Origin of the sequence: Phreatobacter sp., assembly GCF_051860605.1 — a bacterium.
Lineage (GTDB): Bacteria > Pseudomonadota > Alphaproteobacteria > Rhizobiales > Phreatobacteraceae > Phreatobacter.
In genome coordinates this window covers 59,536-78,490 of sequence record NZ_JBHYDR010000014.1, presented here as the reverse complement: position 1 = coordinate 78,490, position 18,955 = coordinate 59,536, and the positions used below count along the sequence as shown (strand labels likewise).

15 protein-coding genes and 3 pseudogenes are annotated in these 18,955 nt (G+C 62.5%); 5 read left to right on the top strand and 13 right to left on the bottom strand.

What is annotated here, in order from left to right; translation table 11 throughout:
• Positions 1 to 188: 188 nt before the first annotated feature.
• Positions 189 to 623 (bottom strand): annotated as a pseudogene (locus ACTIFS_RS20310) (transposase); the annotation flags it as partial.
• A gap of 91 nt (positions 624 to 714) precedes the next feature.
• Positions 715 to 2,352 carry a heparinase II/III domain-containing protein gene (locus ACTIFS_RS20305; protein WP_439575944.1) on the bottom strand — a complete coding sequence of 546 codons (1,638 nt, stop codon included), beginning with the start codon at positions 2,350 to 2,352 and terminating at the stop codon, positions 715 to 717.
• A gap of 186 nt (positions 2,353 to 2,538) precedes the next feature.
• Between ACTIFS_RS20305 and ACTIFS_RS20300 the strand changes: the two genes are divergently transcribed.
• On the top strand, positions 2,539 to 3,876 hold the full coding sequence (locus ACTIFS_RS20300; RefSeq protein ID WP_439575943.1) for a glycosyltransferase: 1,338 nt from the start codon (positions 2,539 to 2,541) through the stop codon (positions 3,874 to 3,876).
• 35 nt (positions 3,877 to 3,911) lie between these two features.
• Here ACTIFS_RS20300 and ACTIFS_RS20295 read toward each other — a convergent pair whose 3' ends face one another.
• From ACTIFS_RS20295 to tnpA, 5 genes are all read right to left on the bottom strand, one after another.
• The gene (locus ACTIFS_RS20295; protein WP_439575942.1) at positions 3,912 to 5,012 is read right to left on the bottom strand and encodes a class I SAM-dependent methyltransferase; all 1,101 of its coding nucleotides are present in this window, start codon (positions 5,010 to 5,012) and stop codon (positions 3,912 to 3,914) included.
• A gap of 314 nt (positions 5,013 to 5,326) precedes the next feature.
• A complete protein-coding gene (locus ACTIFS_RS20290) occupies positions 5,327 to 5,944 on the bottom strand; it encodes a plasmid pRiA4b ORF-3 family protein (protein ID WP_439575941.1) in 618 nt (205 codons plus the stop codon).
• Entirely contained in the window at positions 5,941 to 7,611 is a 1,671-nt protein-coding gene (tnpC, locus tag ACTIFS_RS20285; RefSeq protein ID WP_439575946.1) for an IS66 family transposase, read from the bottom strand. The genes ACTIFS_RS20290 and tnpC overlap by 4 nt, the downstream gene beginning before the upstream one ends.
• Positions 7,612 to 7,736: 125 nt before the next feature.
• Positions 7,737 to 8,084, bottom strand: a complete 348-nt coding sequence (tnpB, locus tag ACTIFS_RS20280; protein ID WP_439575940.1) for an IS66 family insertion sequence element accessory protein TnpB — start codon at positions 8,082 to 8,084, stop codon at positions 7,737 to 7,739.
• A complete protein-coding gene (gene tnpA, locus ACTIFS_RS20275) occupies positions 8,081 to 8,464 on the bottom strand; it encodes an IS66-like element accessory protein TnpA (protein ID WP_439575939.1) in 384 nt (127 codons plus the stop codon). Before tnpA ends, tnpB begins: the two co-directional genes overlap by 4 nt.
• A 159-nt stretch (positions 8,465 to 8,623) precedes the next feature.
• Here tnpA and ACTIFS_RS20270 point away from each other — a divergent pair.
• A pseudogene (locus ACTIFS_RS20270) lies at positions 8,624 to 8,843 on the top strand (transposase); the annotation flags it as partial.
• Between the two features lie 164 nt (positions 8,844 to 9,007).
• On the opposite strand, the pseudogene ACTIFS_RS20265 reads toward ACTIFS_RS20270, so the two are convergent.
• From ACTIFS_RS20265 to ACTIFS_RS20240, 6 genes and pseudogenes are all read right to left on the bottom strand, one after another.
• Positions 9,008 to 9,526 (bottom strand): annotated as a pseudogene (locus tag ACTIFS_RS20265) (IS1595 family transposase); the annotation flags it as partial.
• Between the two features lie 125 nt (positions 9,527 to 9,651).
• Positions 9,652 to 11,118, bottom strand: coding sequence for a phage terminase large subunit (gene terL / locus ACTIFS_RS20260; protein ID WP_439575938.1), 1,467 nt, complete (start codon positions 11,116 to 11,118; stop codon positions 9,652 to 9,654).
• 8 nt (positions 11,119 to 11,126) lie between these two features.
• Positions 11,127 to 11,801, bottom strand: a complete 675-nt coding sequence (locus tag ACTIFS_RS20255) for a DUF5681 domain-containing protein (protein ID WP_439575937.1) — start codon at positions 11,799 to 11,801, stop codon at positions 11,127 to 11,129.
• 13 nt (positions 11,802 to 11,814) lie between these two features.
• Positions 11,815 to 13,326, bottom strand: coding sequence for a site-specific DNA-methyltransferase (locus ACTIFS_RS20250; RefSeq protein WP_439575936.1), 1,512 nt, complete (start codon positions 13,324 to 13,326; stop codon positions 11,815 to 11,817).
• Positions 13,327 to 14,039: 713 nt separating this feature from the next.
• Positions 14,040 to 15,065 carry an ERF family protein gene (locus ACTIFS_RS20245; protein WP_439575935.1) on the bottom strand — a complete coding sequence of 342 codons (1,026 nt, stop codon included), beginning with the start codon at positions 15,063 to 15,065 and terminating at the stop codon, positions 14,040 to 14,042.
• Between the two features lie 4 nt (positions 15,066 to 15,069).
• Positions 15,070 to 15,909 (bottom strand): YqaJ viral recombinase family protein, encoded by an 840-nt coding sequence (locus ACTIFS_RS20240; RefSeq protein ID WP_439575934.1) that lies wholly within the window; start codon positions 15,907 to 15,909, stop codon positions 15,070 to 15,072.
• 547 nt (positions 15,910 to 16,456) lie between these two features.
• On the opposite strand from ACTIFS_RS20240, the gene ACTIFS_RS20235 reads away from it, so the two are divergent.
• The 3 genes from ACTIFS_RS20235 (at position 16,457) to ACTIFS_RS20225 (ending at position 18,948) form a co-directional block, all read left to right on the top strand.
• A complete protein-coding gene (locus tag ACTIFS_RS20235; RefSeq protein ID WP_439575933.1) occupies positions 16,457 to 17,188 on the top strand; it encodes a GntR family transcriptional regulator in 732 nt (243 codons plus the stop codon).
• Between the two features lie 95 nt (positions 17,189 to 17,283).
• Positions 17,284 to 18,279, top strand: coding sequence for a sialic acid TRAP transporter substrate-binding protein SiaP (locus ACTIFS_RS20230; RefSeq protein WP_439575932.1), 996 nt, complete (start codon positions 17,284 to 17,286; stop codon positions 18,277 to 18,279).
• A gap of 123 nt (positions 18,280 to 18,402) precedes the next feature.
• Positions 18,403 to 18,948, top strand: coding sequence for a TRAP transporter small permease (locus ACTIFS_RS20225; RefSeq protein WP_439575931.1), 546 nt, complete (start codon positions 18,403 to 18,405; stop codon positions 18,946 to 18,948).
• Positions 18,949 to 18,955 lie beyond the last annotated feature (7 nt).

The following is an 18,955-nucleotide window of genomic DNA, read 5'->3' as shown; positions in this document are numbered from 1 at the left end:
AACGACAGGCCGCCTAAGGCCATAAACGAAACCCAGGACTCTCCCTCAGGCCGGAGGAGAAGAGGGTCTCAGGTCAGCGCATATCGTTCATCTCGACCTCCTCGCTCGGCGAGGGGGTCAGATCCTCGTGGCGTCAGGGGGTCAGTTTGTCGTGTCGCCCGACAGGAGGAGAAGAGGGTCTCAGGTCACCAGGCCCCGCGGATGAGCTCGGTCTGCCTCCGGTCTTCCCGTGCACGTCGGCTGAGCGGGTCCTTGAGCCAGGCGTAGAAGCCGCTCGGCTCCACCGACAGGCAACGGCATATGGCGCGGATTGAAAACAGCAGGCGATGCTCGGCGATGAACGCTTAACCTCACCTTGCATCCTTGGCGAAGTACGCGGCCGCTTTTTTTAGGATGTCGCGCTCCACGGTGATTTGCTGCAGCTCGCGCTTCAGCCGACGCACCTCGGCGGCGTGATCGTCGTCACGGGCCGCCGCCGGCTTCGCGTACCGCTTCTTCCACTCGTAGAGCGAGTACTTGCTGATCCCCAGCCGCGCCGCCACCGCGGCAACAGGATAGCCGCGCTCCGTGATCTGCAAGACCGCGTCGCGCTTGAAGTCCTCGGTGAAGTTCGCTTTGCCCATCGGGGCCTCCTCGCCTCAAAAACTAGGGGAGAAGGCGTCCAGGAATCTAGGGGCGGTTCACTCACGTCAAGCCCAATGCTGCCACAGTCGTTCACGCCGGCTGAACGCGGATGCTGCGCAACGTCGTGCACAGGGTGACAGGTAGTTGCCTACGGCATCTGAGGATGAGCATCGGGCTTGGCGTCATCCTGTTCAATCCAGGAGCAAACCAGCCGCGGAACGGTTGGCGTTCGCCCTCCGCCACATGGACTTCAAGCGACGGTTCGTCGGCCCAAGTGATTTCGAGCTGCGCGACGCCTCGAACGCATCGGAACAGACCGGGTTGCAGCGAGAAGGGGCCAGGGCTAACCTGCCATTGCAGCTCGATGTCGTGCTCGCCATCCCCCAACAGACAGTCGCTCACCTCTACAAGCAGGCCCTGGTTGCTGACGCCAATCTGCCTGTGGTGAAGGACATGCATGCAATCAGGTCCGTATCCCTGATTATAGGTGGCCGAAAGCACGATGCCGTTTGCATCGATATCTAGTCTAGGCTCGCCGGACGTCTGTCTGCGCCAGTCTGCGGCTGTGGCGCGTGCGTTCTGGTCCAGCCCGTCGATGCGGACTGTCGAATGTGCGGCTGTCGACTTCAGGTAGGCCCAGGGTCGATCCGCCTCCATCTCGTAGAGGTAGCGTCCGGGATCGACGATCAGGTCTTCGCCGAAACACGACAGGCTGAGGCTGAGCGCATCTTCATGCTGATGGGCAGTTCCAAAAGGACCGCCATCGAAAACGAGGAGGCTACCTGTTGACGGGTGGCGGATGCAGGCGAGGCCTGCGTAGGGAAAGAGCTTGATGTCCGGTTCAAGCGTCGGGACGACCTTCTGTGCTTGCCCGGCATCCGCGGCTAACTCGTCCGCCCGGTCGAACTGCGCCTCCCCCCGCGTGCGAAGCGAGGCCAAGAAGCGGGCAATCCGCGCGCCATTTTCGGGATCACTGTCGCCCAGGGCGATGACCGCGCCGCTTGGCGACATCACCGACGCCAGAAAGTCGGCCATGGAACTGATCGCGTCGTCAGCTTGCGGATCGGGAGCCCCAAGCGCATCCGCAAGCAGGTCGCGGATTGACGCGATCAATTCGAGAACCACCCAGTGATAGTGCGGCACCAGTTCCTGCTGCACCCCATCAGGCAGGATCTGCTCCTCAACTACGCGGCGCAGATAAGAGCGCGCGATCTGAAGATGACGTTCCCTGTGCGGGAACCCCTTGATTGCGGACATGATGTAGACAGCCGAACGAAGGCCGATGACGGACCAGTTGTCCTTGAATCCTCGAGAGCGGACGAGACGGAAGACCAGCCGCGCCTGCTGGACGACGGAGCGCGCGATGAGCTGGGTCCGGGGTGCTTCCAGCTCACAGTGCGCATTCCCGACAGCCTGGGTGACGAACCGCCACCAGTTCTCCGTGCGGATTGCCACGTTCAGTAGATTGCCCCAGGGGTAACCCGAACCGATCGTCGCCTGGTCCATATTCTTTGTGAGCCAGTCTTTGATCAGGCCGAACAGCCGCTCGGCTGTCTGCCGCGATGACGCATCGCCGTACAAAACGAGAAAGCCGAAGCGGTTGAGATCATGACCCCAATGCCAGCTTCCCGGATTGGCGCGCCAGTCGATGTCTGGTCCGCATTCGTGTCGTTCGCCATAAAATGAGAACGCCATCGTCTCAAAGCAGGTCCCTGCAAAGCTCTCCACGGGCACAAGAGGCTCGGGCGGCTTCACCCTGAGCGCCAACTCAAGCGGGGCGTGGGACTTGCGAGAGCGCGAAATGCAGCTTGACATGCCAGTCAATACCTTTGCGATAAGCGCAGCGTCAACGGTCGGGATGACCAGCCGGGAGCGACCCGTCGCAGTCGGTTGGAATGCGCGAAGGAAAAGCCGATGCCGCCACGTGAACAGCCGATGGTTTGCGTGATCATTTGCACCAACGGTCGCGCAGCGAGCCTTGAGCGCACCGTTAAGGCGTTGCAGGCGCAGACGCATCGGTCGTTCGAGCTCTGTATCGTCCACGGACCGGCCAATGACGGCACGCGGGAACTGGTGGAATCCCTCGCGGCCGCGCGGTACGCCAAGGGTATTTCGTGCCCTGCCGAGAACATTGCAATGGCGCGCAATCTGGGACTGCGGGCTACCGCGTCTCCTGTCGTCGCCTTTCTGGATGATGACGCGCTGCCAGAGCCGAACTGGCTCGAAGCGCTGGCCGCGCCCTTCTCTGACGGAACGGTCGGCGCAGTCAGCGGTGTCGTGATTGGACCCGACGGCGAGACGCCGCAGTTCCGTTTTTCCGTGGTGGACCGGGCGGGACGCGCCGATCATGCCCTCCAACAGCCGGGCGATGCCGGTGCCTATCCGCTTAGCGGTCGCTTTCCGCATGTGATGGGGGCCAACTGCGCCTTCCGCCGGCCAGCGCTGGTTTCGCTCGGCGGCTTTGATGAAGAGTATGACTATTACCTTGATGAAACCGATGCATGTTGCCGGCTTGTCGACTCCGGCTGGGGAGTCCGCCAACTCGATGGCGCAGTGGCGCATCACAAGTTTTTGCCTGGCGCCGTGCGCGACGGATCGGGAATGACCACGCGCTATGAGCGCATCGTCAAGAACCAGCTCTACTTCTCACTGATGAACGGGCGGTGTCATCTCGGACTCGAGGCCATTCTGACTGCATCAATGGCATTCATCGCCCACCATCGCCGCGACGTGGGCCGCCGCATAGCGGGTGGAAGCAGCAGTTCCGCCGCCGCGGCGGCGTTCGAGCATGAGGTCGAGCGAGCGCTTGAGCTCGGCCTCGCCCGCGGGCTGTCGGGCGTAAGGCGTGTCCGGCACCCCGGCTGGTTCGACGAGGCGGCGCCAGAGCCCTGTCCTTCGGCTCACGAAGGTTTGTCGTCTTTCGCCGCGCAAAGCGTCATGATCCTTCCAAGCCGCGACATCGATGCTGCCGGCTTCATCGCCGGGATAAAGGCCGCGCGCGCCCGCGTCGCGGGAGGCGAATGGATGCGCGTGATCACCGTGCTGCCGGCCGGCGCTGACGACTGGCGGGGCGTGGACTTGGACAACGGCGTCTGGATGCACTGGTTGACGGCGCCCCGCGATGCATCAGGGGGGCTGCGCGCTGATCTGGCGGATCTGCAGATCGAAGCGGCCCTGACGCGCATCGCACGTCATGCCCCAATTCACAAGATCGAGCGTCATGGCGGCGCTGGGCCTGCAGGCGCTGGCTGACGCGATTGCCGATGCGACTATCGGGTGCGACGGCCTCAGGTACGCGGGATTGCAGCCCCTTGACGCAGCAGTTGCAGGACGCAAGCCACATCCGCCGCCGTCAAGCGCTTTGCGGACTGCGGCGTCAGACTCTTGGCAAGGGTCTTGATCATCCGCGGCGGAAGATCGATCGCGCCGAGCGAGCGTCGTAGGAATACTTGGTACTCCTTCGCGACGACCTCAACACAGGGTGCGAATGCCTGCAGGAACAGATCGATACCGGCCCTGGTGCTCTCATTGGCCTTGCCGTAATCGTCCAGCACGATCGATGCGCCCGGCTTCGCGACCACAATAGCGTTGATGCAATCGCGGAACACACCTGCGGCAGAGTGGTCGCCATCGACATAGATGAAGTCGAACTGGGCGGGCGGCAGCGCCGGCAGAACCTCCGCCGAGTCGCCCAGCGTCAACTCGATCCGGCGGCCATGGCGGGACCGTGAGAGGTTGCTAATTAGGTTCGGGCGGAACTCAATGTCGTTGACGATGAGCTGTCCCTTCGGTGACAGAAGATGCTCCGCGATCCAGACCGCCGACATGCCCTCCATGCTGCCTATCTCGAGGGCGCGGTCGACCTTGCCGAGGATCGGACCCAGTTTGCTACACCAGTTGGGAACATGTGCGAGGAACCACGGCTCTTGCGCGAAGGTGAGCCCGTCCTGCCGCGGCGTCGCCCACCCGAGAGCTGCTGCGTAGTCATTGATCGCGCGGGCGGCCTCTTCCATCCGGGCGAGGCCCCACAGGGCCCGGGCACGCCACAACTGCACTGTCCGATCCTTGCCGCCGAGCGCCAGATAGGCGTCGATCTGTTCGATGGCCGGCGCGTGATCGCGGCTTGCGATCTGCGCCTTGGCTAGAAACATCCGCGCATCGGCGAAGTTGGGAGCAAGTTCGACGGCCTGGGCGAGCATATCTCGCGCCGTCGCGTAATCGGCTTGAAGCCAACTGAAGAAACCCAGATTGAAATAGGGCCGGAAATATTTCACCTGCGCTTCGATCAGCGGCCTGAGAAGGGCGATGGCGCCGGGCAGGTCCTGCTTCGCGTAAAGCCGGTCCGATTCTGCCACGCGGGCTCGCAACGCTTCGATATCATCCGACATGTCGCTCTCCGGGGAATGGCGCCCTGTAGCGCGCCGACAGATGATGTAACTTTAGCAGAGCTGGCCGCTTCCACCGGTGTCATGCAAGCGACCTTCAGTCCTGTCAAGGCAGCGGAAAGCCTGCTTGCGGTCCATTGCTGTCGTGGAAGAAGCGGCCAGCTTCCAGTGTGCGGTCGCAGCTGAGGTGGTCCCCATTTCGCGGACAGATTGGCGGCTTAGCTAAGCTTGGTTCTGATCTCCGGTAAGCATCCGCCGAGGGCCGCGGCTTCTGCGCGGTAAGCATCCGGCGAGGACCGCGGGCGCCGAGTGCCCGATCAGTGGACCTTGTTCTGGCTCTTGGCAAACGCGGCTTTGCCTATGGCGCGGCGTCTGGCCAGTTTCGCGAGACGGGCTTGGATGCCGGGCTGATCAACCCGCTCTGGATCGAAGGGACGGCCGTGCCAGCGCATGAGTTCGCCGTGCTGATCATGGTCGGGATCGCCCATGGCCGCCAGGAAGAGTTCGAAGCCTGGAAGCCCCCCAACATCCTCTGGCGGGCCGCACCGGGCGCCGTCGATGTATCGGGGGTAGTCAGCACCGGGGACGGCATCCAGGGCCTTCTCGACGGTGATGGTGTGTCGCCAGTCGTCGCCAAAGTCGTAGGTATAGGAGAGTTTGTGGATGCCACGATCAACGAGGGCGCCGAGCTTCGTGGTCTTGGCGGAGAAGGTCCTGTGACGCAGGCCGTCCCACTCCGGATCCGGGATAGCGAAACGCTTCCCCTCGGCGTGGAACTCGAAGAGATGGTCGTCCTCGAACGGCATGACGGCCTGGATGACGTCGTGTAGGGCCTTCAGCGACGAGGTCAGCGGCACCTCGACACGCCGCCAGATGATTGGCCTCCAGTCGTCGAGTTCGATCATCAGGCGTGCAATGCGATCACCATGGCTCATGCCGCAAGAACCTCGCGATCCCGGGGTTCCCGCCAGTTCCATGGCAGCAGCTCCGTTAGTCTGGACTGCGGGATGGCGGCGATGCGGGCGAGGACGTCGGCGAGCCAGGCCTGCGGATCAACGCCGTTGAGCTTGGCCGTCTCGATCAGTGTCGCCATGGCGGCAGCACGCTCGGCGCCGCGAGCGGAGCCCGCAAAGAGCCAGGCCTTGCGGCCGAGTGCAAAGCCTCGGAGCGCTCGCTCGGCGGCGTTGTTGGTCAGGCGGATCCGGCCATCGTCGAGGAAGGCGGCGAAGCGATCCCAGCGCTTCAGCATGTAGTCGATCTGCTTGGCCACCGTCGCCGAGCGGGAGAGCGTGCCGCGCTGGGCCTGGAGCCAGGTCGCCAGGTCATCGACGTGCGGCTTTGCGGCCTCCTGACGGGCTCGGGCCCGCTCCTCCGGCGACCTGCCATTGATCTCCCGCTCGATGGCAAAAATGGCGTCGATCCGCTTCACCGCCTCGAGCGCGATCGGGGAGACGGCGGCGGCGGAGCCGCGGCGCGCCTTGGCCGCAATGTCGGCGAGCTCATGGAAGCCGCGCCGGACGTGGCTCCAGCATAGGGCGGACGTGACCGGCCCTTCCGGTCGCCGCGGATCATAGAGCCCGTTGTAGCCCCCATAGGCATCGGCCTGCAGGATGCCTCGCCACCCCCGGAGATGGCCATTGGGATGCTCCTGTCGGCGATCCTTCGAGGCGAAGTACAAGGCCGCCGGCGGATCGCTTCCACCAAAGGGCCTGTCGTCGCGCACATAGGTCCAGATCCGGCCCGTGTCGGTCTTGCCCTTGGCGAGGATCGGCACCGTCGTGTCGGTCTTGCCCTTGGCGAGGATCGGCACCGTCGTGTCGTCGCCGTGGAGCCGTTCCGCCGCCAGCACATGCGCCGCGATCAGAGCGTGCAGTGGCTGCAATGCCGATGTTGCGGCTCCCACCTGGTCGCCAAGCGTCGAGACGGAGAGGTCGATCCCCTCCCGGGCATAGCGCTCACTCTGCCGGTTCAGCGGTTGATGCTGTCCGAACTTCTTGAACAGGATCGTCGCCAGGAGGTTCGGCCCCATAAAGCCGCGCGGCGTCGGATGGAACGGGGCTGGTTCCTGCGTGATCGTCTCGCAGGCCCGGCATGCGAACTTCTCCCGCACCTTCTGGATCACCTTCCACTGGCGCGGCACGAGCTCCAGCGTCTCCGTAACGTCCTCACCGAGCTTCGACAGCCGCGCCGATCCGCAACACGGGCAGGAGGTCGGTGCCGGCAGCACCACCCGCTCCCGCGGCAGATGATCGGGGAAGGGTTTGCGCACCGCTCGCCGTCGTGGCGTCGCCGTGCTGGAGGCCAGGATCGCCGCAACCTCGTCCTCGGTCGCGGCCGCCTCGCACTCCTCGAGCTGCAGCTGCAACTGGTCCAGCTTCTGCGTGCCGCGCTCGGAGCTATGGCCATAGAGCTCCCGCTTCAGCTTCTCGATCATCAGCTGGAGGTACGTGATCATCGCCTCGTTGGCCGAGGCGGCGCTCTTGGCGAGGCTCGCCTCAGCTTCAGCAAGATCGGCACGTGCCGCGGCGCTGGACGCTTTCTCTTCGGCCGCAATCCTCGCACCATGCTCTGCCAATCGCGCCGCGCGCTCCGCCAGGAACATCGCCGCAAGCGCCGCCGGATCGGTCGGCAGTTCCAGCGGTTCAGAGGGGTCGGAGGTCGTGGTCACATGAGGATGGAATCACAGAACACCGCCTCCCCAAAGCAAATTCCGAGGAGCAAATCCCATCAGCCGATCGAGGTCGGACGCCACGTCTCCTGCGGGTTCCGCCAGTCAATTCCGGACAGCAAATACCCCATCTGCGCCGGCGTGATCGTCACGATCCCGTCCGCAGGCGAGGGCCACAGGATCCGTCCGCGCTCCAGCCGCCGCACATAAAGGTTCGCTGCCTGCCCGTCGTGCCAGATCACCTTGATCAGGTCTCCGCGCCGGCCACGGAAGCAGAAGATGTGGCCGCCGAGAGGATCGCGCTTGAGCACCTCCTGCACCTGTAGCGCCAGCGAGGCAAAGCCCTTCCGCATGTCCGTATGGCCCGTCGCAAGCCATACCTTCACGCCCATCGGAACCGGGATCATCGCGGCACCTCAAGGCCGCGTGCCAGGCGCAAGATCACCTCAACGTTGATCGCGCCCTCAACGATCAGCCGACGACCATCAACGAGGACAATCTCGACCCGAGCTCCCCGCCGCTCTCGCGGAAGCGGTGCCGCCGTCGCCGCCTCAGGAACGACAACCGCAGGCACAAACCCGTTCGGCATCTCGCCGACCATCAGCCGGCGCCAGGTCAACAACAGCGTCCGGGATATGCCGTGGCGCCGAGCGGTCTCAGACACGAGACGCGGCCCGCTCATGCTCTCCAGCACGATCCGGCGCTTCTCCTCGTCCGTCCAACGACGGCGACGCCCGGTCTCGACGATCTCAAGCCGCCCAAAGGCACTGTGCGTATGGCTGTCCATACCGACAGTGCTCAACGATTTGCCTCAGCTCCCGCAAGGTGGCCTTCGCCGGATGCGTACGATCTCCGTCACGCCGCCATTTCGATGCCGGCGAAGGCCATATGGACTGAACCGCCCCCGGTTTTGTCGGAGGCTCCAACTTCCAAGTAGGATGGAGCCATGACGAGCAAGACGACCAACAAGTTTTCACCTGAGGTCCGCGAGCGGGCGGTGCGGCTGGTGCTAGATCAGGAGGGCGAGCATTCCTCGCGCTGGGTCGCCTGCGCCTCGATCGCCGCCAAGATCGGCTGCTCGACCCATACGCTGCTGGAGTGGGTCAAGCGGGCGGAGGTCGATGGCGGGAAGCGTGCTGGTGTTCCCTCCGATGTCTCGGAGAAGCTGCTCTTCTTCGTCTTGAACCGCTCCGAGAAGGAGTGGAAGATGGGGCCCCGTGAGTGGGTCATGGCAAAGGCGCAGTTCGCCGTCATGTTCGGCGAGCGCTTCACAAGGGCCATGGTGGCCTGATGTTCAACACGCCGCCCACACACGAAAATCCTGACAGTCCCACGAGCGGACCTTGCCGTCACGCTCGACAAGGGACATCACGGGCTTCTTGGGTGCAGGATCGCGAGTTACGCGGTTCTTTGCCTTGCCGCCAACCCACGTCTCGTCCGCCTCCACGGTCTTGCCGCCCCCGCCGAGGGGTCCGGTGTGGACCTCGCGCAGGCTCTCACGGATACGGTGGCAGAGGAACCACACGGTCTTATACGGCTTGCCGATCATGCGGCTGATCTGGAGGGCGCTCATGCCCTTCTTCGATGCGATCATGAGGTGGGTGACGGCCAGCCACGTATGCAGCGGAACCTTGGAGCGCTCATAGAGCGTCCCCACGGTGACCGTGAACGGCTCGCGGCAGGCATTGCACTGGTAGAGGCCGGGACGGTGGCTCTTGCCCTTCATGAGGTTGGCGCGGTTGGCCTCTTTGCAATGAGGACAGACCGGGCCGATCGGCCAAACCCGTGCTTCAAGCCACTCGCGGGCTTTGGTCTCGTCGTGAAAGATCGGGTTGGACAGATTCGACATGGATGGTCTCCTGTATTGAGCCCATCATACAGGTAGAGCTTACTACGCCAAGGTGATAATTGCCAATGGTCCAGTTTGTTGGTCTTAGATCAGCCAAGTCAAGCTCGCCACTGAAGAACAAAACTCTACCTAAACGGTCGTGTGTAGCCACTAGGTCTGGCGGGCCGTTCGGGACGTTTTCTGGCGGGCCCTTTCCCCGGTTCTGTTCGCATGCTGGCCGATCGTTGCAGGTGGTCGAGCGCCTGGCTAACAGAATCAACTTGATCGTCATGGCGACCATTTGGGAAGGACAGAAGCTCATCAACGAAGGCACCGAGCCAAGGGACTTCTTCCGGTAGCCAGACTTGACCAGCCTCAAATCGTGTCACCTGTGCAACAAACCGTGTTTGCTTGTCGAACCTGGGCTTTTTCAGGATCGGCCGCAGTTCGCCGGCCCGCCGAAGGTCCTGAGACAATGCCCTCCCAAGTTCGCTGTCCTCGATCAGTATCGCATCCGCGCTCCAGGACCGGTTGAGATCGATCATGCGCTGCCTGAGCGCAGGGAACTCCATGCGATCGCGCACAACATCCAGCAAATAGAAGTCCTGTCCCATTGCGCCCCAAACGGTCGCTACCGACCAGTCGGACGCCTCGCCAAGCGTTGATGCCGTATCCCAGCTGACCATTGTGAGGTCGAAGGTCTTGGGAACCGTCGCATAGAACCGGAGCCAGTCACGCTTCAACACGTTACCGTCGGCTGGAACGGGCTGTTGCTGGTACTGGGCGGAAAATTGCAAGGATCCCTGCTGCTGTCGGACTTTTTCCAGGATGGGAAGTGGCTCGCGCTCAGGGTGGAGAACGGAGCCTTTCCGGCGCATAAACACCTTCTGGGGGTTGTCGCTTAGCTGGAACGACGCATCCTCGGGAGCAATGGCAGGCAAGACCACGTGTTCCCAATCGTCTCGCTCCAGCACGTGGCCCACCAGATCATCCTGGTGCAACCGTTGCATGATCAAGATGATTGCACCGTGCCGTTTGTCGTTCAGGCGCGTCACCAGAGCATTGTCGTAGAATTCGCGCGCTTGCCTGCGCCCAGCCTCCGAGACACCCTGAACGGCCTTCTGGGGATCATCAATGATGATGAGGTCAGCGCCCCGGCCGAGGATGCTCCCACCCATCCCCGCGGCGAGCCGATACCCTCCCTGCCGTGTCTGAATTTCAAGAACCCGCTGGCGATGCCTTGTGAGTTCAGTTTCGGGAAACGCTTCCTGATACCAATCGCTCGTCATGACGCTGCGGGTATCGATCGACAGCTTTCGAGCAAGCGCCTCTGCGTAAGATACGCACAGGATTCGTGCGGTCGGATCGTGCCCGAGAGCCCAGGCGGAAAAAGCAATCGATACCTGGATCGACTTCATCGAGCGGGGAGGGACGTTGATGATGAGGCGGCGAATGTCGCCGCGCGCAAGGCGTGTCAGCTGCCAGGAAATATGGTCAATATGCCAATTGTGCAGGTAATCGTTGCCTTCTTCCAGGTGGAGGAAGGCCCTATGGGTGAACGCGCTGAGGTCACCCCTCAGCGCGTTCAGGAGCTGTTTTCGCTTAAACTCCACGAGGCTATCTAGAGCTTGCGGAACTCGATTGCGCCATCCCCCTTGTAGAGAATGGCCGTAACGGTTTCGGTGAACGTCGCCGCCCCCGAATTCGGTTCGGGGGCGGGCGTATCGATGCACGCGAGTGCCTCCAGCGCCTTCAGCACTTCGTCGAGACACCCATCACCCGTCCGGGCCTCCTCGATAAGGTGCTCAAGATGGGCAAGATCCGTCTCGTCGATCCCTTCGGATGCTTCCTCGACCACACCGTTCGCGCCAACAACGATACGATGCTCGCGGCAAGCGGTCAGGGGCAGGTTCTGCCGGGCTGCCAGCCCGGCGAGCACCTCTTCGTCATGGCGCGACAGCGAATCGATCCGCTCGGCAGCAGAGGCAGGTCCGAACTTCTCAAGGAGATGTATGATCTGAGAGGCGGCCGGGGCTTTGCCTGCGGCCGCATCGCTGGCCACACGGATCAGAATCGCTTCGCCGAGGGGGACAACCTTCTTCTCGCCATCGATCGTGATGGTGCAGAAGCGGTCGTACAGAACCTTGCGAACCAGTTCAGCAAGAGTGAGCCGCCGCTTACGCCCCCCGTCCTTGTTTCCGGAGATCCCCTTCTGAAAGCGCGTGTGCAGCGGGGGCTTACCCTTGCCCACCTTATAATTCTTCGGGCCGTTACCGTCGTCATTGTCATTGGACATGGCGTTTACTCCTTTACTGTTGCCATTCGAAATCAAGCGCCGGACCCGGGCGTTTGCGGATCCGGATCGGCGGTGTGCCTTCGCCCCCGTCGCTCACGATCTGGGTGGGGGACGGTGTCGTTCCGACAAACGACACATCCTTCTCCAGCGCTTTGGCCTTCAGGGCATTGAACGTGTTCCCGGAGCGCTCCATCAAGGCCTCACCCCCGGTCGAGGCCTGCCAGCGCTCGATGGTGACATCGGCGAACTTCGGGTTGAGTTCGATAGCCCGGCAGATCCTTCCTGTGCGTTCCGCAGCAATCAGGGTCGAGCCGCTGCCGCAGAAGGGATCGAGGACGATCTCTCCGCGCTTGGATGCGTCGCGAATGGCATCGGCGATCATCGCCACGGGTTTGACGGTGGGGTGCTTGTCGAGCAACTGCGAGCGACCGCGGCTGTTCGTGGTCATCCCGGGATAGGCCCAGACATTGGTCCTGTTACGCCCGAACCGGCCGAGCTGCACATTGTTCAGGTGTTTCGCCTTGCCCGACTTGAACACGAAAACCAGTTCGTGCTGGGAGCGATAGAACGACCCCATTCCGGCGTTGGTCTTCGCCCAGACCACCAGGTTCAGGAGGTCGCTATAGGCTTCCGAGCCGGCGGCGAGGATTTCCGGCATGTGCCGCCAGTCCATGAAGATGTAGTTCAGTCCACCTGCCTGGGTATAGGTCGAGCAGAGCGTCATGAAGGCGCGCAGGAAGGCTGTGAACTCCTCAGGTGTCATCTCACCGGATGCCATGAGGAACTCCTCATGCTTCGTCCGGCCGTTGGAAACGACGTCCTCGATGCGAACGTTATAGGGTGGGTCGGTGATCGCCATGCGCGCACGCTCCGATCCCATGAGCGTCTCGTACGATCCGGGGTCGGTTGCGTCACCGACGAACAGCTTGTGCTCGCCGAGGAGCCAGACATCGCCGACCTTTACTACGGCGACCGGAGGCGGGCTCGGAAGCGCTTCCTCGGTTTCCGCACCATCCTTGGCCATGGCGCGATCACAGATGAGGTCGATGTCAATGCTCGAAAAGCCGGTGATCTCGGGGGCGAACGAGACGTCGGCTTTCGAGATCGCATCGAACTGGACTGCGAGCGCCGCGAAATCCCAGGCGGCGTTCTCCGGAAGCTTATTGTCGGCGATGGCGAATGCCTGGCGGTGCACACCGTCCAGGTGAGAGACGTCAACAACGGGAACCTTTGCAAGTCCAAGACGCTTGGCAGCCTCCCAGATCGCGTGGCCGGCAACGATCTTTCCGCCATCGGCTACGAGGATAGCTCGCAGGAAGCCGAAGGCGGTGATGCTCTGGGCAATCTGGTCGATCTGCTCGTCCGGGTGAACCCTCGACCGGTCGTCTGAGGGGATCAGCGTCTCGGGGGCGACATAGGTGATCGACAGCACCAGATCCCCGAAGGCTGCCTGATGGTTGTTACCAATCTCGGCGGGCCTACCCGGCCACTTGGTACGAGAGAGTGAAGGCGATGTAATGGTCAAGATTCTACTCCGTTTGCTTGGGTCATGTTGAGACGAACAGTCTCTGTTTCGTCAAAATGAACACAGCTATCCATTTCGACGAACATCAGCCCTAACAATCGCGAGGGAACCTCCGGTATGTGGCCGCCGCTTTGACATGGCGTCAAGGGGGGTAGAGATATCAGTTAGAATTAATTCAAGTCATTGAAATAGAAAAGCAAATCGAGATCCCCCAAAAAAGCTTCGGTTCGCATTTTGCACCCAGTTGCAAAATTACGCGCAAGGATTGCACGAGACCAAATGAATGCAATCAATACGTTAGAATCAGCGCTTGGTACCTCGGCGCAAATGCCAGCGCTTGACGGCGGAGGGGAGGCGAGCGCGGCCAGGAACCTTGGCCTCCATGGCGAGGCGGTGGTCCGCCTGTTGGGCGGACAGGCGTCTCGCTTTCGCGATCTGCCGAACGTCCGCTCCCGTCTTGGTGCGATGGCAGGGGGTGCAGAGCGCCTGCAGCCTCTCTGGATCGTTCGGGTCACCTTCGGCCGGGCGCAGGGCGAGAGGCGGATCATGATCATATTCGGTGAAGCCCGGGCTCAAGAGGCAGCCGCAGAGGGCACATGCCCCGTCCTGGCGATCGACGATCTGTTCCCTTAGCCTTGCAGGGAGGGGATGTCGGGCGGCGCCGAAGGGGTGCTGGACAGGTCGAATGAACCAGGACTTCTTAGCCATCGCCGTCAGTTCCTGACGCCCTGGGGTGTAGCCGATGAAGTCGGCGCGGCTTTGCGCGCTCGGGCCCGCCCAGTCGTTTGATCCGCTTTGCCGTCTGCGGGATCTGTTGCAAGCAAGAGAGTTCCGTTGAGCTTAGGTACGGCGCCGGGGGGCTGGTCATCGGCTTCCCCTGCTTTGTCGAAAGGAGCGGATCCATTTGCCCCATCGCCACCTGCTCGCTGGCGAACCTGGCTGCATCGTACGGCGAATGCAGCCCTGAGCTGATGACGCTCTTCCGGTGCGAGGGCTTCTAGGGCCTTGATGCGATCAATCGCCCAACGCCTAAGGCACGTGATGGAACCAAGGCCCATCAGTTCCTCTTCGAGCACTTTCGGGTCGGGTCTAGCAATTGTTCGTTGCGTCCCCTCCTTCCGATCGCCGACCGGCCTCAAAGGGACCGCATCGAGCTCCCGGTCAGGAATGTGGACCGCTTTGTGGTGTTCTGCGTAAGCCTCCGGGGTTTCGTCCAGGCCCTGTGTCCGTCTCGCCCACGGCAACCGCTCGGCGCCAGAGTTGTCGCCGCGTTCTGACGAGAATTCCGGATCTGCCGGGACGGTTCCCGTCCCATCCGTATCGGCCTGGGGCGCAATTCCGATCAATGCGAAGAGCGATTGGCGACGGGCATAGGTCAGTGCTGCGCCGGTATCCCTAGGATCGCTTCCAGCGGGAATGAGCAAAGGGGATACCGGGTATTCAGCACCAATCCATTCGCCGGAGTTGTGGATGATGCGCGTTTCCAGGATCAGCAAGGCTAGGGCCGGATCGATCCTCGTCGCCTGGATCACGGATAGACCATGGCGCCCAAGGATCGGCCGCAACAGCGCAAGGCCGTCGCCGAGGCTTGCGAACCTATAGGGGGCGATCAGCGCAAGGCCGGAGGAGAGTTGGCGACGGATCTGACCTTGGTGCCGCGCGGGCGGGTTCTCGATTTCCTGCTGCGCTGCGGCAAGAGCAGGCGCGACCAAACGGATCGAGTCGGATGAACACGTCATGGCCTCACCTATCCGCCAGAATCTCAAAGGAGACCGCGCCTGTCTTGCTGCGCTTTGCGCGCAAGCCCTTGCCGATGGCTTCGGCAGCATCGGCGGGAATCAACGCCTTCAATCCCTCTTTGGCGGCAAGATGATCGTCATAGTACCGCTTTGTGGACCTAAACGTGGCCGCAAGGACGGCCCATTCATTGCTCGTATTCATATTGACGATACGGATTATCTCGGCCTTGGGCGGCGGCGGCGCGGCTCCCAAGAGACGGGGTGGGCGCCCTGATTGAACACAGTCCCAGAAGCGCAATTCCGCTTCGACCATGGCTGCCTGATAGATAGGATCAGCTTCAGCTGTGATGAGGACCCATTTGCCTCCGCCTGTCAGGATCGAGAGCCGGGCGCTGTGGCGCCCTGCTACCTCCATGTTGTGCTGGAGTTGCGGCATATGCTTTGCCGCGGCCGCCTCTTCCGAAAACGACCAAGGAAGCATGAACTTCGCTTCAAATACGGATTGGCCGTTATCAGTCAGCCCATCCAATGTCGCAGCAATGAAGTCGTAGTCGGAGTGAAACATTCGCTGTTGGCTATCGGTTACTTGGTGACCCGTGTTTTTTTGATACCACTCCAAATTCAGTGGCTCTGTTGCATTCCCTAAAGCGACAACAAGATTGTTGGAATAATCATCAGAAGGGCGCTTGCCCGATTTGAATTCCCAGAGCCTTATTAGGGCGGTTTCGTCAGTCCCCATGATGATCTTCGCGTCCGATCCACCTATGAATGCTCTGCGCGCTGCATCACTGTTGATATTTTGGGTGAAGTGAGAGAACTCAGGCGTGTGATGCATGGCATCCATTGTAATCTCCAGTACAATATTTCGTAGACGATTTATCATTTATCGCCGTCTCCACCAATGCTCGATTTTTCTGATGCATCAAGCAAAAAGCCGAGGTTTGATATTGTTTTTTGACTTGATCTTCAGAAGATATGGTTCAATGAAATTCGCATGATGGAGTAGGTGGCATGCATGTAAACATCACTTGCAAACGGGAGCTCTGGCGGAAGCGGCTTGCGGCCGTTCGCCCCGGTTGTGCTCAAGCGACGCCACGCCGAGGGACGGCGGCCTGCGACGTCATGGTTCGGTGAGGCGAGGGATGACGGCCCGCGATGTCATGGAACGGTGAGCCGCCCTTTCCCTGCTCTTTTCCCTGCAGCAGGGAAAACTGTGGCGCTCAGTCGATGGCCAAGCCGAGGGATGGAGGCCCGCGATGTACTGGTTCGGTGAGCCGCTTTTTCCCTGCTCTTTTCCCTGCACCAGGGAAAAAAGGCTTTGCGCTGAGCGCAATGGGTCGTGGCCTTGAATGGCTTGTATATTAGGTGTACCCAGATGCCCGGAGGAAACGATGCTCGCGAATGTGGGCAGCCTGACGGAGAGGCGGAGCGGGCGCAGCGGGACTGCGGCCGCGACCATTCACGCGCTCATGCGCGAAGAGATCCTGTCGCTCAGGCGCGCTCCCGGCTCCCAGATCAGCGAGAAGGGAATTGCGGCCGCCCACGGTGTCAGCCGCACGCCCGTGCGCGAGGCCCTGCTCAGGCTCGCCGATGAAGGCCTTGTCGACATCGTTTCCAAGTCCGGGACCTATGTCTCGCGCATTCCGATCAGTGCGCTTGGCGAGGCGATTGCCATCCGCAAGGTGCTCGAGCAGTTTGCCGTCAGGGCGGCCGTCGTCCATGCCACGCGCAGCCAAGTCATGGAGATGCGCGCCATCGTCGCGCGCATGCAGGAGGCCGCGGAGGCCGACGACCAGGATCAGTTCCATCGGGCCGACGAGGGCTTTCACGAGGCGATCGCGATCACCGGGCGCCATCCGGGCGTGTGGGCGCTGGTCCGGCAGGTCAAGCTCCAGGTCGACCGGTTCCGCCGGCTGACACTTCCGCTTCAGGGCCGCATGCTGCTCGCGGTGGCCGAGCACGCAGCAATCCTCGACGCCATCGAGGCGCGCGATGCCGAGACGGCCGCCGAGCGGCTCGGCGCCCATATCGACCGGCTGACGCTCAACCTCGGCGACCTCAACCTCTTCAATCCGGATTTCTTCATCGATGACAGGGCCCATCCGAAGGGGGTGCGCACCTGAATTCATGGCTCCGGCGGCCGTGCGCTGCCGGCAAGAAGCGACGGGGAAACCGTCCGATGCAGCATCAAATCGGTTCATGTCAGGGAGAGACGACCATGACCCTCAATCGCCGCAAGGCCCTCATCGCCGGCGCAGGCCTCGCGACCTTCGCCGCCACCCCGCTTCGCGCCCAGCAGACCAAGCTGAAATGGGCCCATGTCTACGAGACGGGCGAGCCCTACCACACCGAAGCGCAGTGGGCCGCCGCCGAGATCGCCAAGCGGACCAACGGCAAGTACCAGATCGAGGTCTTCCCGGCCTCGCAGCTCGGCAACGAGAACCAGATCAACGAGGCGCTCGGCCTCGGCACGGTCGACATCATCTATACCGGCGTCGCCTTCGCCGGCTCGATCCACCGGCCGATGGCGATCAGCAACGCCCCCTATATCCTGCGCGACTTCAACCACTGGAAGGCCTATCGCGACGCGCCGCTGTTCCGGCAGATCGCCTCCGGCTACGAGGGCCGCACCCGCCACAAGATCAATGCGCTGACCTATTACGGCGAGCGCCATGTCACGGCGAACCGCGCCATCAACAAGCCCGAGGACATGCGCGGCATGAAGCTGCGCGTGCCGCCGGCCCCGCTGTTCCTCATGTTCACCAAGTCGGTCGGCGCCAATGCGACGCCCATCGCCTTCGCCGAGGTCTATCTGGCGCTCCAGCAGGGTACGGTGGACGGCCAGGAGAACCCGCTGCCGACCATCATGGCCAAGAAGTTCTATGAGGTGCAGAGCCACATCATGCTGACCGGCCACATCACCGAGTCGCTGCTCTCCATCGTCGGCGGCCATGTCTGGGGCCGGCTGAACGATGCCGAGAAGTCGGCCTTCTCGGAGGTCCTGATGGAGGCGGCCTCGCGCGCCAGCAACGAGATCCGCTCGCAGGAGCAGAAGCTCGCCGACGAGTTCCGCAAGCTGGGCAAGACCGTGATCGTGCCCGACCGGGCCGCCTTCCGCACGGCCGCCGTGCCGCTGCACAACGATGCGGCATCGGGCGCCGGCTGGACCCGGGCCGAATACGACGCGCTGCAGGGGCTTGCCCCGGCCAGCTGACAACGGTGACCGGCGGGGCCGGCGGTCCCGCCGGCTCCGGCCGTTCCGCTCCGCGCGTTCCGGCGCCATCATGCCCGGCCGGGCCCCTCCCGGCCGGCGGCCTTTCTCGCACAGGGTTTGTCCATGACGTCCGATCCCCCCCGGCCCGATCAGGGCGAGGACCAGCTTATCGTCGCCTCCGACCCCGAGGTCGTGATCGAGCATTTCGTCGAGGACTGGATCGCCTTCACCCTGTTCTGGCTGATGGCCTTCGTGGTCTTCCTGCAGTTCTTCTCGCGCTATGTGCTCAACTCGTCCTTCGCCTGGACCGAGGAGATCGCGCGCTACCTGCTCATGTGGGTGACCTTCGTGGGAGCGGCGGTCGCCATGCGCCGGCGCAGCCACATCGCGGTGGAGGTGCTGCATGTCTTCCTGCCCATGCCCGCCGTCCGGGTGCTGAACTTCCTCATCGACGTGATCGTGCTCGGCTTTGTCGGCCTGCTCGTCTGGTTTGCCTGGCAGGTGACCGAGCGGATGGAGATCCAGCGCATGACGGTGTTCGACCTGTCGATGAGCATCGTCTATGCGGGCGTGCTCCTGGGCTGCGTGCTGATGCTGTGGCGGGCCGGGCAGATGTTCCTGGAAAACGCCCGGCGCGGCTGGCGCCCGGCACAGCCGCCGCTCGGCTGAGGGGACA

What these genes read in the sequence shown, in the direction of transcription:
- ACTIFS_RS20235 (WP_439575933.1), top strand. Translation starts at nt 16,457, where the DNA reads ATGCTCGCGAATGTGGGCAGCCTGACGGAGAGGCGGAGCGGGCGCAGC.
- ACTIFS_RS20255 (WP_439575937.1), bottom strand. Translation starts at nt 11,801, where the DNA reads ATGTCCAATGACAATGACGACGGTAACGGCCCGAAGAATTATAAGGTG.
- ACTIFS_RS20230 (WP_439575932.1), top strand. Translation starts at nt 17,284, where the DNA reads ATGACCCTCAATCGCCGCAAGGCCCTCATCGCCGGCGCAGGCCTCGCG.
- ACTIFS_RS20295 (WP_439575942.1), bottom strand. Translation starts at nt 5,012, where the DNA reads ATGTCGGATGATATCGAAGCGTTGCGAGCCCGCGTGGCAGAATCGGAC.
- tnpC (WP_439575946.1), bottom strand. Translation starts at nt 7,611, where the DNA reads ATGTTCCTGGCGGAGCGCGCGGCGCGATTGGCAGAGCATGGTGCGAGG.
- tnpA (WP_439575939.1), bottom strand. Translation starts at nt 8,464, where the DNA reads ATGGACAGCCATACGCACAGTGCCTTTGGGCGGCTTGAGATCGTCGAG.
- tnpB (WP_439575940.1), bottom strand. Translation starts at nt 8,084, where the DNA reads ATGATCCCGGTTCCGATGGGCGTGAAGGTATGGCTTGCGACGGGCCAT.
- ACTIFS_RS20225 (WP_439575931.1), top strand. Translation starts at nt 18,403, where the DNA reads ATGACGTCCGATCCCCCCCGGCCCGATCAGGGCGAGGACCAGCTTATC.
- ACTIFS_RS20240 (WP_439575934.1), bottom strand. Translation starts at nt 15,909, where the DNA reads ATGGATGCCATGCATCACACGCCTGAGTTCTCTCACTTCACCCAAAAT.
- ACTIFS_RS20290 (WP_439575941.1), bottom strand. Translation starts at nt 5,944, where the DNA reads ATGAGCCATGGTGATCGCATTGCACGCCTGATGATCGAACTCGACGAC.
- ACTIFS_RS20300 (WP_439575943.1), top strand. Translation starts at nt 2,539, where the DNA reads ATGCCGCCACGTGAACAGCCGATGGTTTGCGTGATCATTTGCACCAAC.
- ACTIFS_RS20245 (WP_439575935.1), bottom strand. Translation starts at nt 15,065, where the DNA reads ATGACGTGTTCATCCGACTCGATCCGTTTGGTCGCGCCTGCTCTTGCC.